Source organism: Bradyrhizobium sp. WSM1253 (genome assembly GCF_000244935.1).
Classification (GTDB): domain Bacteria; phylum Pseudomonadota; class Alphaproteobacteria; order Rhizobiales; family Xanthobacteraceae; genus Bradyrhizobium; species Bradyrhizobium canariense.
This window is the reverse complement of sequence record NZ_JH600073.1, coordinates 5,142,972-5,157,849: the sequence shown is the minus strand read 5'-3', so window position 1 is coordinate 5,157,849 and position 14,878 is coordinate 5,142,972. Positions and strand designations below refer to the sequence as shown.

Here is a 14,878-nt window from a genome sequence, read left to right as displayed (position 1 = left end):
CGGCTAATTCATCATTTTGACAGACTTTTCGCGTTGCCAAGGCCCCCTGAATTGGGCGAGTGTCCGCCCCGCTCGAGCAGCCCCCTGCTTCAACAAAAGGATTTTCCATGACCACCTCGTTCCCGGTAACCAAAACCGGCCTGCGCTTCGGCCTCGCCACCGCCCTCGTGGGCTGCCTTGCGCTGGCGCTGATCGCAGGTCCCGGCCGGGCTGCCGACGATCCGGTGCTGGCGAAGGTCAATGGCGCGGAAATCAAGAAGAGCGACGTCGCCATGGCCGAAGAGGAACTCGGGCCGAGCCTTGCCCAGATGGACCCGGCGACCAAGGACGAGAACGTCCTGTCCTTCCTGATCGACATGAAGATCGTCGGCAAGGCCGCCGAAGACAAGAAGCTCGCCGACGGCGAGGAGTTCAAGAAGCGGCTCGCGTTCGCCCGCAACCGCCTGCTGATGGACAGCCTGCTCGCCGGCGAGGGCAAGGCCGCCACCACCCCGGATGCCATGAAGAAGGTCTATGAGGAGGCCTCCAAGCAGATCACCGGCGAGCAGGAAGTGCACGCCCGCCACATCCTGGTCGAGACCGAGGACGAGGCCAAGGCGGTGAAGGCCGAGCTCGACAAGGGCGCCGATTTCGCCGAGCTCGCCAAGAAGAAGTCCAAGGATCCGGGTTCGGCCGACGGCGGCGACCTCGGTTTCTTCACCAAGGAGCAGATGGTGCCGGAATTCTCGGCGGTCGCCTTCGCGCTCGAGCCGGGCAAGATCTCCGACCCCGTGAAGTCGCAGTTCGGCTGGCACGTCATCAAGGTCGAGGAAAAGCGCAACCGCAAGGCGCCGGACTTCGAGCAGGTCAAGGCGCAGATCGAGCAGTATGTCACCCGCAAGGCCCAGGCCGATTACGTCGCCAAGCTGCGCGCGGAAGCCAAGGTCGAGCGGCTGGACCAGCCGGCGGATGCTGCCAAGGACGCCAAGCCGGCTGATGCGGCCAAGCCTGCCGATGCGAAGCCGTCCGACAGCAAGATGGCGCCGCCTGCGAAGAAGTAAGAATTCGCTGTCACTTCGGTGACGTGAAGAGTATCTAAGCCTTTGTGATGCCCGGCCCCCGCGCCGGGCATCTGCATATCCAGATCCCATCAAGGCGCCCGCGATGTCCTCCTCCGTCTCTCCCCTCGCCCCGAAACACGTTCCCGACATGCCCGTGATCGCGGGGGTCCGTCTCGCGACGGCCGAGGCCGGCATCCGCTACAAGAACCGCACCGACGTGCTGCTCGCGGTGATGGACAAGGGCACCGCGGTCGCCGGCGTCTTCACCAAGTCGAAATGCCCCTCCGCGCCGGTGGAATGGTGCCGCGCCAAGCTGAAGGGCGGCAAGGCGCGCGCGCTGGTGGTGAATTCCGGCAACGCCAATGCCTTCACCGGCAAGACCGGTCGCAGCTCCACCGCGCTGACCGCGAAGATCGCGGCCAAGGCCGTCGGATGCACCGAGGGCGAGATCTTCCTGGCCTCGACCGGCGTGATCGGCGAGCCGCTGGATGCGACCAAGTTCGACGGCGTGCTCGGGCGGCTCGCGGAAACCGCCGAGGCCGGCGATTATCTCGCCGCCGCCAAGGCGATCATGACCACCGACACCTTCCCGAAGGTCGCAACCGCGACCGTGAAGCTCGGCAAGGCCAAGGTCACCATCAACGGCATGGCCAAAGGTGCCGGCATGATCGCCCCCGATATGGCGACGATGCTGTCCTTCATCTTCACCGACGCACCGATCGCGCCGGCCGCGCTGCAGGCGCTGCTCAAGAGCGGCGTCGAAGACACGTTCAACGCGGTGACGATCGACGGCGACACCTCGACCTCGGATACGCTGCTGGCGTTCGCCACCGGTGCTGCCGCAGAACACGGCGCGCCGAAGATCAGCCGCGCCAGCGACCCCCGCCTGAAAGCCTTCGTCAAGGCCTTCAACCAGGTGCTCGCCAATCTTTCCGAGCAGGTGGCCCGCGACGGCGAAGGCGCCCGTAAGCTGGTCGAGATCACCGTCGAGGGCGCCAAGACCAAGGCCTCGGCGCGCAAGATCGCGATGTCGATCGCGAACTCGCCGCTGGTGAAGACCGCAATCGCCGGCGAGGACGCCAATTGGGGCCGCGTGGTGATGGCGGTCGGCAAGGCCGGCGAGCCGGCCGACCGCGACAAGCTCTCGATCTCCTTCAACGGCATCCGCGTCGCCAAGAGCGGCGCGCGCGATCCGTCCTATGACGAGGCGCAGGTGTCGGAAGCGATGAAAGCGCCGGAGATCGCGATCAAGGTCTCGCTCGGCCTCGGCAAGGGCCGCGACCGCGTGCTGACCTGCGACCTCACCAAGGAGTATGTCGCGATCAACGGGGATTACAGGTCGTAAGCGTCCCGACCGGCGGCTATTTCGTGATGTGCGCAGTGATCAGCGCCTGATTGAACATGGCGTTCAGGGCGGCCGTGATGTCCGCCGGGGTATTCGCCGTATAGAAGTAGCCCGGCGTCGCGCAGCCCTGCAGGCTCGCCGGAATGAGCGGTATGTTCCAATTGGCGTAATCGTCCTCGTCATTGGCAAAAGACGCGTTCACCGGATCGATCACCTGGTAAGGAATGTAGAGCACCGAGATGATGATACCCTTGTCCTTCAAGGGTTTGCAGACGGTCGCCGGATTGATGACCGTGGCATGGTTACTGCCCGACCAGCCTCCATTCGGAACGCCTTTGACTTGCGGATCTTGTGCGCCGTCGGTGACGAGGAATACATAGGGTCGCGCGTTGCTCGAGGCGCTGCCGTCGCCGGCGCTGACGATCAAGCTGTTGAGCGAACTCAACGCGTTGTCGATATGGGTGCCGCCCGATCCGAGAGCCGTATTCATGTTGGTGTCGAGCAACGAAGCGAGGTTGGCGGCTGCGTAGTTGATTGTCGACGGATTCGTCGAAGAACCGTTGATGCTGGACGTCAGCGGAAAATAGTTCTTATCGAGGTACTGAATGAACGGATAGATACCAATCCGGAATTGATTAGCGACCTTCATGCTGCTGTTGGCGGTGATAAACAGCTGGTTCACGGCGTAGCCGACCGCATCCAGCCGGAGCTGAATGCAGTTATCGGTTCCGGCGGTGGGGCAGTTCGCAACGGTCGGAAGGGTCGAATACAGTGAGCCCGGTAGACCGGACACGACTGAAGACGACAGCTTCTTGCCCTTTGGATACGTTGAATTCACAGTCGTCGTCGAAAGCAGACCGGCATAGCCGCTTTGACTGACGCGCGAGATCGCATAGCCCAGACAGTAATTGTTGGTAGGATATCCCTGCGTTCCGCTATCGGTGCACGCACTGTTCTGGGGCGCGAAATGGCAGGCCAAGGTGCAGCCTGTGGGGTATTGCCTGAAGTTGTCCGGGTTGATCGATTGCATTCGGACGGCCTCGGCCGAGGTCGACGGCAGGCCCATGGATCCGGAGACGTCGAGCGTGAGATAGAAATCGAGATAGGGCGGCAGCGACGCGGAGGCATTCGAGGTGCCGGAGACGCTGAGCTTTTGGTAGCCGAGAATCTTCAGGAAGGTGACGGGGACGTCGGCACTGAACTGGACGCTGGCGGCCACGGCGATCCCAGTCTTCGTCACCGTGCTGTTGCGAGACAAGTTGGGCGGTGCCGTGACATTGCTCATGTTGGCGTCGAACACGTTATTGGCGTCGTTCACGCCCTCCGTGACGGAGCCATTGCCCGTCATGGCTGCGGCAGCGATAAAGCCGGGGGCCTTCTGTGAGACGGCGGCGACAGCGGCGCCATCGGCAGCAGCTTGCAGCTTTGCCTTCATCCTGGTCGCCATCGAATAGTCGACGGCGCAACCGATGAACGTGATCAGGGGGACGCAGCAGATTGCGAAGATCACCGCGACATTGCCGCGGCGATCGCGGAGAAACCGACGGAAGATGGGACGAAACTCAACGCGCATGGATCTGGCCCGGAATAGTTTCAGCGTTTCCACTCTAGGAACCGTGGATTAAATATGACTTATGGAGACCTCGGAAACACGGGCCGTCACAGGGTTAACGAACCGTTGCGGATGATCCTTCAGCGAGCGGAATTCCAGGGATGGCTGATCTCAAACTGACGCTCGTGGTGGCTTGCGCGCTGGTCGACGCCGACAAGCGCGTCCTGATCGCGCAGCGCCCCGAGGGCAAGACGCTGGCCGGCCTCTGGGAATTTCCCGGCGGCAAGTGTGAGCCCGGCGAGCGGCCGGAACAGAGCCTGATCCGCGAACTCCACGAGGAGCTCGGCATCAGCGTCGCGGAGCCCTGCCTGGCGCCGCTGACATTCGCGAGCTACGGCTACGAGACCTTTCACCTCCTGATGCCGCTCTACATCTGCCGGCGCTGGGAGGGACAGGTCACGCCACGCGAAGGCCAGACCCTGGCCTGGGTTCGCGCCAACAAGCTGCGCGACTATCCCATGCCGCCCGCGGACATTCCGCTGATCCCGCATTTGATCGATTTACTGATGTGAGCTCGGACCTCATCCTGAGGAGACCGCGCAGCGGTCGTCTCGAAGGATGGCTGCGGATGAGAGCCGGGCCTGCATGGTTCGAGATGGCGCCGACGCGCCTCCTCACCATGAGGAGTTACGTCCCTCCCGCCTTCTTCACCGCCTCCGCCAGGCTCGCCTTCGCTGATCCGGGCTTGAGCGGCTGCTGCTGGCTCGCATGCGGGGCCCAGCCTGAGAGCCAGATGATGTCGAATGTCGCACGGATGCGGCCGTCGGCATCGGCAAAGCGTTCCGCGTAGATTTCAGCCATCCGCAGCAGCGTCGATCGCCGGCTGGGCGTGCGTCGCCGTTCGATCAGCACATTGGCGGCGCCCATGCGCCTGATATCCTGCATCAGCGCGAAGGCATTGCCATAGCGCACCACGACGCGGTCGACATCGGTGACCGGCAGCGCAAATCCTGCCCGCTGCAACAGCGCGCCAACGTCGCGTAAATCGGCAAACGGCGCCACACGCGGCGAAACACCGCCCTCGCATTCGGCCTCGGCGGCGGCAAAAGCCTGGCGCAGCTCGGTCAGGCTGTCGCCGCCGATCATCGCCGCCAGCAGAAGGCCGTCCGGCCTCAGCGCGCGACGGATTTGCGCGAGCACCCCCGGCAGATCGTTGACGAATTGCAGCGCCAGCGCCGAGACCACGAGGTCGAGGCCCTCGGGCGCAAAGGGCAGCTTCTCCGCACCCGACGTATCGAGCTCAATGCGCTCGATCGAGGGCAGTCGCGCGCGCAACACGGCGAGACCCTCGCCGGGCGTCCAGAGATCGGCCGCTGTACGAAACTCCCGCATCACTGCGGCCAGCCGGTCGGACATGTCCTCGGCGACCCGATCCAGCAGGAAGCTCACGGCACCTTGCGCCTGCGCGCGGCGCTGTCGCGCGTGCAGCAAAGCACGGTCGAACAGAGCGGGCGCGGTTTGCGGGGTTGTGGCCATGGCGCTGGTTACGCCGATCATGCTGGTTCTGGCAATCCACTGCGCGCGGCGCTAGCCTTGCCTCGTGGAGGCCGACGCCGGCCCCCGTGTTCCAAACTAGCAATGCGCACCAGGTCCGCGGCGCCGGAGCGTCAAACGATGATCACCTGTTATCTGCGATACGAGATCCCCCCGGACAAGCTCGCCGAATTCGAAGCCTATGGCAGGATGTGGCTGGAACTGGTGCCAAGATTCGGCGGCATCCACCACGGGTACTTCCTGCCATCGGAAGGCGCGAGCGACGTCGCCCTCGCAATGTTCAGCTTCCCGAGCTTCGCGGCGTACGAACAATATCGGAAGGACAGCGCCGAAGATCCGGACGTCCAGAAAGCGATCGAATTCGCAAGGCAAACGCGCTGCTTTCGCCGTTATGAGCGATCGTTCTTCCGGCCCGTGCTGCCGAAAGAGCCGTAGGCCGGGCGCGGACGAGAACAGCCCATTGGCTTGAGCGTGGCGCAGGACGGCGCTAGCCTTGCCCAATGGGCGCCGAGGCATCACCACCACGCTCCATTTCCAGCCATCTGCGCGGCGCGCTCGAGGCCTGCCGCGGGGTATTGGCCCATCTGCCACGGCTCGCGCTCGACATCGCGCTGCCGACGCTGTGCGTGTCCTGCCGCGAGCCGGTCGATGGCGAGGGCGTGTGCGCTTCGTGCTGGGCGCGGCTGTCGTTCATCGAACGGCCCTACTGCCCACGGCTCGGCATTCCCTTCGTCTATGACCCCGGCCCCGACATGCTATCGATGGAGGCCATTGCGAGCCCGCCGGCCTACCAACGGGCGCGCGCTGCGGTGCGCTATGACGACGTCGCGCGCACCCTGGTGCATGCTCTGAAATACCAGGACCGCACTGATCTCGCGCCGGCCATGGGGCGCTGGATGGCGCGGGCGGGCGGCGAGTTGCTCGCCGGCGCCGACATGCTGGTGCCGGTGCCCCTGCATTGGCGGCGGGCCTGGCGCCGCCGCTACAACCAATCCGGCGCCCTGGCACGCATCATCGAGCGGCAGAGCGGGGTGAAAGTGAAAGCTGAGGTGCTGCGCCGGGTACGCGCCACCGAGCAGCAGATCGGCCTGTCGCGGGCCCAGCGCGCCACCAATGTGCAGGGCGCATTCCAGGTATCCCCGGACCGTCAGGCGGACGTCCAGGGTCGGCGCATTGTCCTCATCGACGACGTCCTGACGTCGGGTGCGACGCTGGATGCCTGCGCGCGAGCCCTGCTCCGGGCCAAGGCGGCGCAAGTGGACGTGCTGGTGTTTGCCCGGGTTGTCGAGAGCCGGTGAAGTCCCATATAATTCAATGAATTCATGACATGAAAGCGCCAGACAAGATGACCGCTGCTGTCGAGATCTACACCAGGCCGGGCTGCGGCTATTGTTCCGCCGCCAAGTCGCTGCTGACCCGCAAGAAGGCGACGTTCACGGAGTTGGATATCGCCAAGAACCCGTCCTGGCGCCAGGAGATGTACGATCGCTCCGGCGAGGGCTCGACCTTCCCGCAGATCTGGATCGGCGGAACCCATGTCGGAGGCTGCGACGAACTCTACGCGCTCGATCGTGAAGGCAAGCTCGACGCCATGCTCGAAAGCGTCAAGGCGGAGTCATGAGCGACAACAGGACCTTCACGGCAGCGATGGTGCAGATGCGCACCGGCCTGATGCCCGAGCCAAGCCTCGCGCAGGCCACCAGGCTGATCCGCCAGGCTGCGGCCAATGGCGCCGACTACGTGCAGACGCCCGAAGTCAGCAATATGATGCAGCTCAACCGCAAGGCCCTGTTCGAGCACCTCCAGAGCCAAGACGACGACAACTCGCTGAGGGCGTACCGGGCGCTCGCGGCCGAACTGAAGATCCACATCCATGTCGGCTCGCTGGCGCTGCGCTTTTCGGACGAAAAAGCGGTCAACCGCTCGTTCCTGATCGGGCCCGAGGGCAATGTGCTCGCGAGCTACGACAAGATCCACATGTTCGACATCGAGCTCCCTGACGGCGAGAGCTATCGCGAATCCGCCAATTACCAGCCGGGCGAGACGGCCGTGATCTCCGACCTGCCCTGGGGCCGCGTCGGGCTGACGATTTGCTACGATGTCCGCTTCCCCGCGCTCTACCGCGCGCTGGCCGAAAGCGGCGCGTACTTCATCACGGTGCCCTCGGCCTTCACCCGCAAGACCGGTGAAGCGCATTGGCACGTGCTGTTGCGTGCGCGCGCGATCGAGACCGGTTGCTTCATCTTCGCCGCGGCGCAGGCAGGGCTGCATGAGAACAAGCGGGAGACCTATGGCCATTCGCTGATCATCGATCCCTGGGGCGAGATCCTCGCCGAAGGCGATGTCGAGCCCGGCATCATCATGGCACAAATCGATCCGGCCAAGGTCGAGACCGCGCGCCGCGCGATCCCCTCGCTCCAGCACGGCCGCCGCTTCGGCGTCGCCGACCCCAAGGCCGGGCCGGACCACCTGCATCTGGTGCGGGGATCGGCATGATCCGCTACGCGCTCCGCTGCGACCGGAGCCACGACTTCGAGAGTTGGTTCCAGAGCTCGGCCGCGTACGATTCTCAGGTGAAGCGCAAGCTCGTGACTTGTCCGATCTGCGGCTCGGCCAAGGTCGACAAGGCGATCATGGCGCCGCGCATCGTCGGCAAGAAGGGCCGCGGACGCGCCACGCCGCCGCCTGAGCCCACCGCCACGACGACCGCGCCCGAGGCTGCGCAATCCGCACCGACCTCGCTGTTGATGGCGCAGGAGCGCGAGCTGCGCGCCAAGCTCAAAGAGCTGCGCGATCACATCGTGAAGAACGCCGACAATGTCGGTGAGCGATTCGCCAATGAAGCCCGCGCGATGCATTACGGCGACAAGGAGCACCGTCCGATCTACGGCGAAGCCTCGCCCGACGAGGCCAAGTCGCTGATCGACGAAGGCATCGAGGTGTCGCCGCTGCCGACGCTGCCGGAAGACCGGAATTAGACTCCCACCAGCACCGCCACGCCGAGCACGATCAGCGCGATGCCGATAATTTCGCGCGGCGCGATCGGCTGCTTGAACGAGTAATAGGCCACGCCTTGCGCGAACAGCACCTCGATCAAGGCCAGCGTGCGGACATTGGCGGCGGCCGTCAGCGCGAACGCCAGGAACCAGAACTGCGAGGCGAAGGCGCCGGTGAAGCCGGCCAGCATTGAGGGCCGCCACATTGAGAGGATGCCCTGAAGCACCTTTGGCGCGCGCCAGAGCAGATAGATCGTCAGGATCAACGTCTGCACGAACAGGCCGAGCACCAGCGTGAACGATGCCGCCGTCACGAACGAGACATCAGGCACGTTGATGATGGCGCCGCGGAAGCCGACCGCTGACAACGCGAACGCCGCCGCCGCGACGAGACCGGTGATGGTCGGCTTCAATTCGGCAAAACTCTTCTCGCCACCGGGCCGTAGCGCGGTGATGACGACGCCGATTGTCGCGATCACGATCGCCAGCACCTTGAGCCATGTCAGATGATCGCCGAGGAAGACGAAGCCGAAGATGGCGGTCTGGATCGCCTCGGTTTTCAGATAGGCCGTCGTCACCACGAAGGAGCGGTCGTTCATGGCGAGCAGCATCAGGCCGGTCGCGACGATCTGGCTGAGCGCGCCGAGCAGCAGCCACGGCCAGAACACACCGGGCGGCATGCCGAGATGATCGCCGGTGGCAACCAGCACCACTGCCAGGAACAGGAGCGAGAACGGAAAGCCGAATAGGAAGCGGATATTGGTCGCGCCCCAAGTCCCCAGCGGCTTTGTCAGTGACCGCTGCATCGCATTGCGCGCGACCTGGCCGAGCGCGGCAATGACGGTGAAGGGAATCCAGAGGCTGGCGATGGTGAACATGGGGAAATGGGTGGGAGGGCCAATGATTGCGGCCAACCTGCCGCTAGCTGTTCAATGGGTCAACCACACGAACGTCATGGGAGCGATGCTATCGCCAAATTCATCGTCGTCCTGGACAAGCGAAGCGCAGATCCAGGACCCATTACCCCTGGGAGTGGTTTGGCGAAGACTCGAGATTATCTGTCTCGCGCCACAACTTCTCCCAGGGGTAATGGGTCCTGGCTTTCGCCAGGACGACGCCGAATGTTTGGAAGCAGCAACGCCTCACACCATGCCTTCCGCCACCACCATGTAGTTCACGTCCATGTCTGACGAGAGGGTCCATTTGTCGGCGAAGGGTGAGTAGACGACGCCGGTCTGCTCGGTGATGACCAGGCGGTTGTCGAGCAGGTATTTCGTCAGTTCGTCGGGGGTGACGAATTTGTTCCACTCGTGGGTGCCGCGCGGCAGCCATCGCAGCACATATTCGGCGCCGACGATGGCGAGCGCAAAACTCTTCCAGTTCCGGTTCAGCGTCGAGACCACCATCAACCCGTTCGGCTTCAGCATCGCGGCGCAGCGCTTCAGGAAAACGCCGACGTCGACGACGTGCTCGACCACCTCCATCGCCAGCACGATGTCAAAGCGCTCGCGCGGGTCGATCTCCTCAACCGTGGTGCAGCGATAGTCGATCGCGAGATGCGCCTTGTCGGCATGCAGCTTCGCGGCCGCGATGTTGCTGACCGACGGATCGACGCCGATGACCTGCGCACCCAGGCGCGACAGCGGCTCGCAGAGCAGGCCGGCGCCGCAGCCGATATCGAGCACGCGCAGACCGCCGAGGCAGTTGAGGCTGCGCAAATTGCGCTCGAACTTGCGGCAGGCGGCATCGCGGATGTAGCCGAGCCGCAGCGGGTTGATCCGGTGCAGCGGCGCCATCTTGCCGTTGGGGTCCCACCACTCGGCCGAAAGTTTTGAGAATTTCGCGATCTCGGCGGCGTCGACGGTCGAGCCCGGCTGCGGGCTTGCGGTAGCGGAAGTATTTTGCTGCATGCTCATGGGTTGCGCGCGGTCCTACCGCGTGGTGATCGAACTGCGGAAGGCGAGCGGCGAGGCGATGGTCCGGATGGTTTCGCGACCTTCCCCCACGCCATTGATGGTGACGTCGCCATAGTTGAGAATACGTCCGAGAATGGTCTGATTCACATCGACGCTCTCGACCTTATCCAGCGCCATCTCGAAGGTGCGGCGCTTGATGAAGCCGGTCTTGTGCACGACCCGCAAATTGGTCACGTCGGTCTCGGTGGTAAAGCGATGGAACCAGCCCTTCACGGTCCAGTACAGCGCCGCCAGAGCCACTAGGCCGGCCGCGACCAGACAGAGCAGGACGAGCCCCTCGACGATGGTTTGCCGGGACAGGACGAACAGGACCAGCGCCACGATCCAGGCCAGGATCGCCGGAAAATAGAAGATCCAGTGCGCATTGGTCGAATACAGCACCCGCTCGCCCGGTTGCAGGATCTCGTCGATGTAACGCGCCATGACCTCGAATAACCCATTGCCCGGATTGGCCCGCGCAGGAACCTGCTTGCCCCCGGCCCCGCCCCTCTGTATACGCGCGGTCGGTATCGCAGGCACCCGTCCAGCGCGGGTCACCATACTTATCCTTATGAGGGAATGCACGCGTCGTCATGAGCCGCCTCGTGATGAAATTCGGCGGCACATCCGTCGCCAACATCGAACGTATCCGCAACGTCGCACGCCATGTGAAGCGTGAGGTCGACGCCGGCCATGAAGTGGCCGTGGTCGTCTCGGCGATGTCCGGTAAAACCAACGAGCTGGTGGCCTGGTGCACCGAGGCCTCGCCGATGCACGACGCACGCGAATACGACGCCGTGGTCGCCTCGGGCGAACAGGTGACGTCCGGCCTGCTTGCCATCGTGCTTCAGGGCATGGGTATCCAGGCCCGCTCCTGGCAGGGCTGGCAGATCCCGATCACGACCAGCGACGCCCATGCTTCGGCCCGGATCGAGGGCATCGACGGCAGCGAGATCATCAAGCGCTTCAGGGAGCGCAAGGAAGTCGCCGTGATCGCCGGCTTTCAGGGCATCAACCCCGAGACCAACCGCATCACCACGCTCGGCCGCGGCGGCTCCGACACCTCGGCCGTGGCAATCGCCGCCGCCGTCAAGGCGGACCGCTGCGACATCTACACCGACGTCGACGGTGTCTACACAACCGATCCGCGAATCGTGCCGAAGGCGCGCCGGCTCGACAAGATCGCGTTCGAAGACATGCTGGAGCTGGCCTCCCAGGGCGCCAAGGTGCTCCAGGTCCGCTCAGTGGAACTCGGCATGGTCCACAACATGCCGATTTTCGTCCGCTCGAGCTTCGACAAGCCCGAGGATATCGACCCGCATGCCAACCAGCCGCCCGGCACGCTGATCTGCAGCGAGGAGGAGATCATGGAAAGCCACGTCGTCACCGGCATCGCCTTTTCGAAGGACGAGGCCCAGATCTCGGTACGCCAGATCGAGGACAAACCCGGCGTGGCGGCGTCGATCTTCGGCCCGCTCGCGGAGGCCAACATCAACGTCGACATGATCGTGCAGAACGTCTCCGAAGACGGCAAGACCACCGATCTCACCTTCACGGTCCCGGCCGCCGACTATACCAGGGCCAAGGAGACCATCACCGCGGCCAAGAGCCAGATCAATTACGCCCGGCTCGACACCGCGACCGACGTTGCCAAGATCTCGGTGATCGGCAGCGGAATGCGCAGCCATGCCGGCGTCGCCGCCCAGGCGTTCTCGGCCCTCGCAGGACGGAATATCAACATCCGGGCCATTACAACCTCCGAGATCAAGTTCTCGGTTCTGATCGACACCGCCTATACCGAGCTTGCGGTGCGCACGCTGCACACGCTCTACGGTCTCGATCAGGCGTAGGCTAATTTTCTCTTAGCGGTCGCAGCAAACGCTGAGGTCTCCACACTTTCGCGTTTGGCAGGCGTTTTGCTTGGCAAAACAAGCCCCAATTCGCTATACGGCGAACAGGGTGGGCTGCCAGAAACTGTGCCCCAGTTGAGGCGGTGCTGATTCGGCCCAGGCAACCGCCGGGGCCGGCGCCGGACGAGCAAATTTGTTGTTTTTCTGGATTTCTGGGCGAGCCGCCGCGGGCCCTTTCGGCCCCGGCTGACGAAGGAGATTGACGGTTCATGCGGAGCGCGTCGGGAGGTCCCCGCGTCTTGTTGAGACGGCTCCGCGAAACCATGGCGGAGCAGGTCTCGGCCCAGGAGCGGCTGGACAAGATCGTGGTGCTGATCGCCGCCAACATGGTGGCCGAGGTGTGCTCGGTCTATGTGCTGCGCGTCGACAACACGCTCGAGCTCTATGCCACCGAAGGCCTCAACCGCGAGGCCGTGCATCACACCGTGCTCAGCGCCCATGAGGGCCTTGTCGGCCTGGTCGCCAGCGAGGCAACCCCTCTCAACTTGAACGACGCGCAGAGCCATCCGGCCTTCTCGTTCCGCCCGGAGACCGGCGAAGAGATCTACCACTCCTTCCTCGGCGTGCCGATCCTGCGCGCCGGCAACACGCTCGGCGTGCTGGTGGTGCAGAACCGCGCCAAGCGCAACTATGTCGAGGAGGAACTCGAGGCGCTTCAGACCACGGCGATGGTGCTGGCGGAGCTGATCGCCTCCGGCGAGCTGTCCGCGCTGGCCCAGCCGGGCCATGAGCCCGCCGCGCGCCATTCGGCGCAGAAGGTCGGCGCCATCCTGTCGGAAGGCATCGCGCTCGGCCACGTCGTGCTGCACGAGCCGCGCGTCGTCATCAAGGACTACATCGCCGAGGACCTGCCGAAGGAGATCAAGCGGCTCGACACCGCGCTCGCCAAGCTGCGCGCCGATCTCGATCGCATGCTGGAGCGCGGCGACGTCGCGGAAGGCGGCGAGCATCGCGAGGTGCTGGAAGCCTACCGCATGTTCGCCAACGACCAGGGCTGGTCGCACAAGCTGCACGAGGCGGTCGCCACCGGCCTGACGGCGGAAGCCGCCGTCGAGCGTGTGCAATCCGACACCCGCGCGCGCATGCTGCGCTCGACCGATCCCTATTTACGCGACCGGCTGCATGATCTCGAGGATCTCGGCTATCGCCTGATGCGGCAACTGGTCGGCCAGGATCACGCGCCGTCACGCGAACAATTGCCCGACAATGCCATCGTCATCGCCCGCGCGATGGGCCCGGCGGCGCTGCTCGACTACGACCGCAAGCGCCTGCGCGGCATCATATTGGAGGAAGGCACCGCCAATTCCCACGTCTCGATCGTGGCGCGCGCGCTCGGCATTCCCGCGGTCGGTGAGGTCCCGAACGCGCCTGGGATCGCCGATCCCGGCGACGCCGTCATCGTCGACGGTACCTCCGGCATGATCTATGTGCGCCCATCGCAGGAGGTCGAAGCGGCCTTCGCGGAGCGCGTGCGCTTCCGCGCCCGCCGCCAGGCGCAGTATCTGGCGCTGCGCGACCTGCCCTGCGTCACCAAAGACGGCCAGAAGGTCGAGCTGATGATCAATGCGGGTCTCGCGATCGACCTGCCGCATATCGAAGATACCGGCAGCGCCGGCATCGGCCTGTTCCGCACCGAGCTGCAATTCATGGTCGGCCAGAGCCTGCCGCGCACCAGCGACCAGCTCGCGCTCTATCGCACCGTGCTGGATGCCGCCGGCACCAAGCCCGTCACCTTCCGCACCCTCGACATCGGCGGCGACAAGGCGCTGCCTTACATGGAGGCGGTGATCGAGGAGAATCCCGCGCTCGGATGGCGCGCGATCCGGCTCGGGCTCGACCGTCCCGGGCTGTTGCGCGGCCAGATCCGCGCCCTGCTGCGCGCCGGCGGCGGCCGCGCGTTGCGCATCATGTTCCCGATGATCTCGGAGGTGGGTGAATTCGATTCGGCGAAGGCGCTGGTCGAACGCGAGCTGACCTATCTGCGCCAGCACGGCCACACACTGCCGGAGCGGATCGACATCGGCACCATGGTCGAGGTGCCGGCGCTGCTCTATCAGCTCGACGAGCTTCTCAAGAAGGTCGACTTCATCTCGGTCGGCTCCAACGATCTGTTCCAGTTCCTGTTCGCGGTCGACCGCGGCAATGCAAAGGTCTCCGAACGCTTCGACACCATGTCGGCGCCGATCCTGCGTGCGCTGCGCGACATCGCGCGCAAGTCGCAGGAGGCGAAGAAATCGCTGTCACTCTGCGGCGAGATGGCCTCGAAGCCGATCGGCGCACTGGCCCTGATCGCGATGGGCTATCGCTCGCTGTCGCTCTCGGCCACCGCGCTCGGCCCGGTCAAGGCGATGGTGATCGATCTCGACGCCAAGAAGGCCGAAGCGATGCTCGGCCCGTTGCTGGACGCGCCCGCCGGCAGCGTCTCGATCCGGCAGAAGCTGACGGAATTTGCCGAGGCTGAAGGCCTGGCGTTGTAGCGGGCCTGTCGCCCCTTCCTGCCGCCTCGCCCTTTCCCGCATTTTGAGA

15 protein-coding genes are annotated in these 14,878 nt (G+C 64.5%); 10 read left to right on the top strand and 5 right to left on the bottom strand.

The features are described 5' to 3' along the window. Positions 1-107: 107 nt before the first annotated feature. A complete protein-coding gene (locus tag BRA1253DRAFT_RS25770; protein WP_007599196.1) occupies positions 108-1,040 on the top strand; it encodes a peptidylprolyl isomerase in 933 nt (310 codons plus the stop codon). A 103-nt stretch (positions 1,041-1,143) separates the two neighbouring features. Next, complete coding sequence (gene argJ / locus BRA1253DRAFT_RS25765) at positions 1,144-2,385, top strand: bifunctional glutamate N-acetyltransferase/amino-acid acetyltransferase ArgJ (protein ID WP_007599195.1); 1,242 nt, start codon at positions 1,144-1,146, stop codon at positions 2,383-2,385. Positions 2,386-2,401: 16 nt separating this feature from the next. On the opposite strand, the gene BRA1253DRAFT_RS25760 is transcribed toward argJ, so the two are convergent. Further along, on the bottom strand, positions 2,402-3,958 hold the full coding sequence (locus tag BRA1253DRAFT_RS25760; RefSeq protein ID WP_007599194.1) for a TadE/TadG family type IV pilus assembly protein: 1,557 nt from the start codon (positions 3,956-3,958) through the stop codon (positions 2,402-2,404). Positions 3,959-4,098: 140 nt separating this feature from the next. Here BRA1253DRAFT_RS25760 and BRA1253DRAFT_RS25755 point away from each other — a divergent pair, with 140 nt between their 5' ends. After that, a complete protein-coding gene (locus tag BRA1253DRAFT_RS25755; protein ID WP_007599192.1) occupies positions 4,099-4,509 on the top strand; it encodes a (deoxy)nucleoside triphosphate pyrophosphohydrolase in 411 nt (136 codons plus the stop codon). A 115-nt stretch (positions 4,510-4,624) separates the two neighbouring features. Here BRA1253DRAFT_RS25755 and BRA1253DRAFT_RS25750 read toward each other — a convergent pair whose 3' ends face one another. Then, positions 4,625-5,494 (bottom strand): methyltransferase domain-containing protein, encoded by an 870-nt coding sequence (locus BRA1253DRAFT_RS25750; protein WP_007599189.1) that lies wholly within the window; start codon positions 5,492-5,494, stop codon positions 4,625-4,627. 117 nt (positions 5,495-5,611) lie between these two features. Here BRA1253DRAFT_RS25750 and BRA1253DRAFT_RS25745 point away from each other — a divergent pair, with 117 nt between their 5' ends. The 5 genes from BRA1253DRAFT_RS25745 (at position 5,612) to BRA1253DRAFT_RS25725 (ending at position 8,469) form a co-directional block, all read left to right on the top strand. Further along, positions 5,612-5,926 (top strand): NIPSNAP family protein, encoded by a 315-nt coding sequence (locus BRA1253DRAFT_RS25745; RefSeq protein WP_007599187.1) that lies wholly within the window; start codon positions 5,612-5,614, stop codon positions 5,924-5,926. 65 nt (positions 5,927-5,991) lie between these two features. Then, the gene (locus BRA1253DRAFT_RS25740) at positions 5,992-6,789 is read left to right on the top strand and encodes a ComF family protein (RefSeq protein ID WP_007599185.1); all 798 of its coding nucleotides are present in this window, start codon (positions 5,992-5,994) and stop codon (positions 6,787-6,789) included. 47 nt (positions 6,790-6,836) lie between these two features. Next, the gene (grxC, locus tag BRA1253DRAFT_RS25735) at positions 6,837-7,112 is read left to right on the top strand and encodes a glutaredoxin 3 (protein ID WP_035995401.1); all 276 of its coding nucleotides are present in this window, start codon (positions 6,837-6,839) and stop codon (positions 7,110-7,112) included. Continuing rightward, on the top strand, positions 7,109-7,987 hold the full coding sequence (locus tag BRA1253DRAFT_RS25730) for a carbon-nitrogen hydrolase family protein (protein WP_007599182.1): 879 nt from the start codon (positions 7,109-7,111) through the stop codon (positions 7,985-7,987). The genes grxC and BRA1253DRAFT_RS25730 overlap by 4 nt, the downstream gene beginning before the upstream one ends. After that, a complete protein-coding gene (locus tag BRA1253DRAFT_RS25725; RefSeq protein WP_007599181.1) occupies positions 7,984-8,469 on the top strand; it encodes a DUF1178 family protein in 486 nt (161 codons plus the stop codon). Before BRA1253DRAFT_RS25730 ends, BRA1253DRAFT_RS25725 begins: the two co-directional genes overlap by 4 nt. Here the strand turns inward: BRA1253DRAFT_RS25725 and BRA1253DRAFT_RS25720 are convergent. The 3 genes from BRA1253DRAFT_RS25720 to BRA1253DRAFT_RS25710 form a co-directional block, all read right to left on the bottom strand. Continuing rightward, entirely contained in the window at positions 8,466-9,365 is a 900-nt protein-coding gene (locus BRA1253DRAFT_RS25720; protein WP_007599180.1) for an EamA family transporter, read from the bottom strand. The genes BRA1253DRAFT_RS25725 and BRA1253DRAFT_RS25720 overlap by 4 nt on opposite strands. 264 nt (positions 9,366-9,629) lie before the next feature. Further along, complete coding sequence (gene ubiG / locus BRA1253DRAFT_RS25715; RefSeq protein ID WP_007599179.1) at positions 9,630-10,403, bottom strand: bifunctional 2-polyprenyl-6-hydroxyphenol methylase/3-demethylubiquinol 3-O-methyltransferase UbiG; 774 nt, start codon at positions 10,401-10,403, stop codon at positions 9,630-9,632. A 15-nt stretch (positions 10,404-10,418) separates the two neighbouring features. Next, positions 10,419-10,886, bottom strand: coding sequence for a PH domain-containing protein (locus BRA1253DRAFT_RS25710; RefSeq protein ID WP_007599178.1), 468 nt, complete (start codon positions 10,884-10,886; stop codon positions 10,419-10,421). Between the two features lie 149 nt (positions 10,887-11,035). On the opposite strand from BRA1253DRAFT_RS25710, the gene BRA1253DRAFT_RS25705 reads away from it, so the two are divergent. Beyond that, the gene (locus BRA1253DRAFT_RS25705; protein ID WP_035993939.1) at positions 11,036-12,292 is read left to right on the top strand and encodes an aspartate kinase; all 1,257 of its coding nucleotides are present in this window, start codon (positions 11,036-11,038) and stop codon (positions 12,290-12,292) included. Between the two features lie 269 nt (positions 12,293-12,561). Continuing rightward, positions 12,562-14,829: a phosphoenolpyruvate--protein phosphotransferase gene (gene ptsP, locus BRA1253DRAFT_RS25700; RefSeq protein ID WP_007599176.1), complete on the top strand. Its 2,268-nt coding sequence runs from the start codon at positions 12,562-12,564 to the stop codon at positions 14,827-14,829. Positions 14,830-14,878 lie beyond the last annotated feature (49 nt).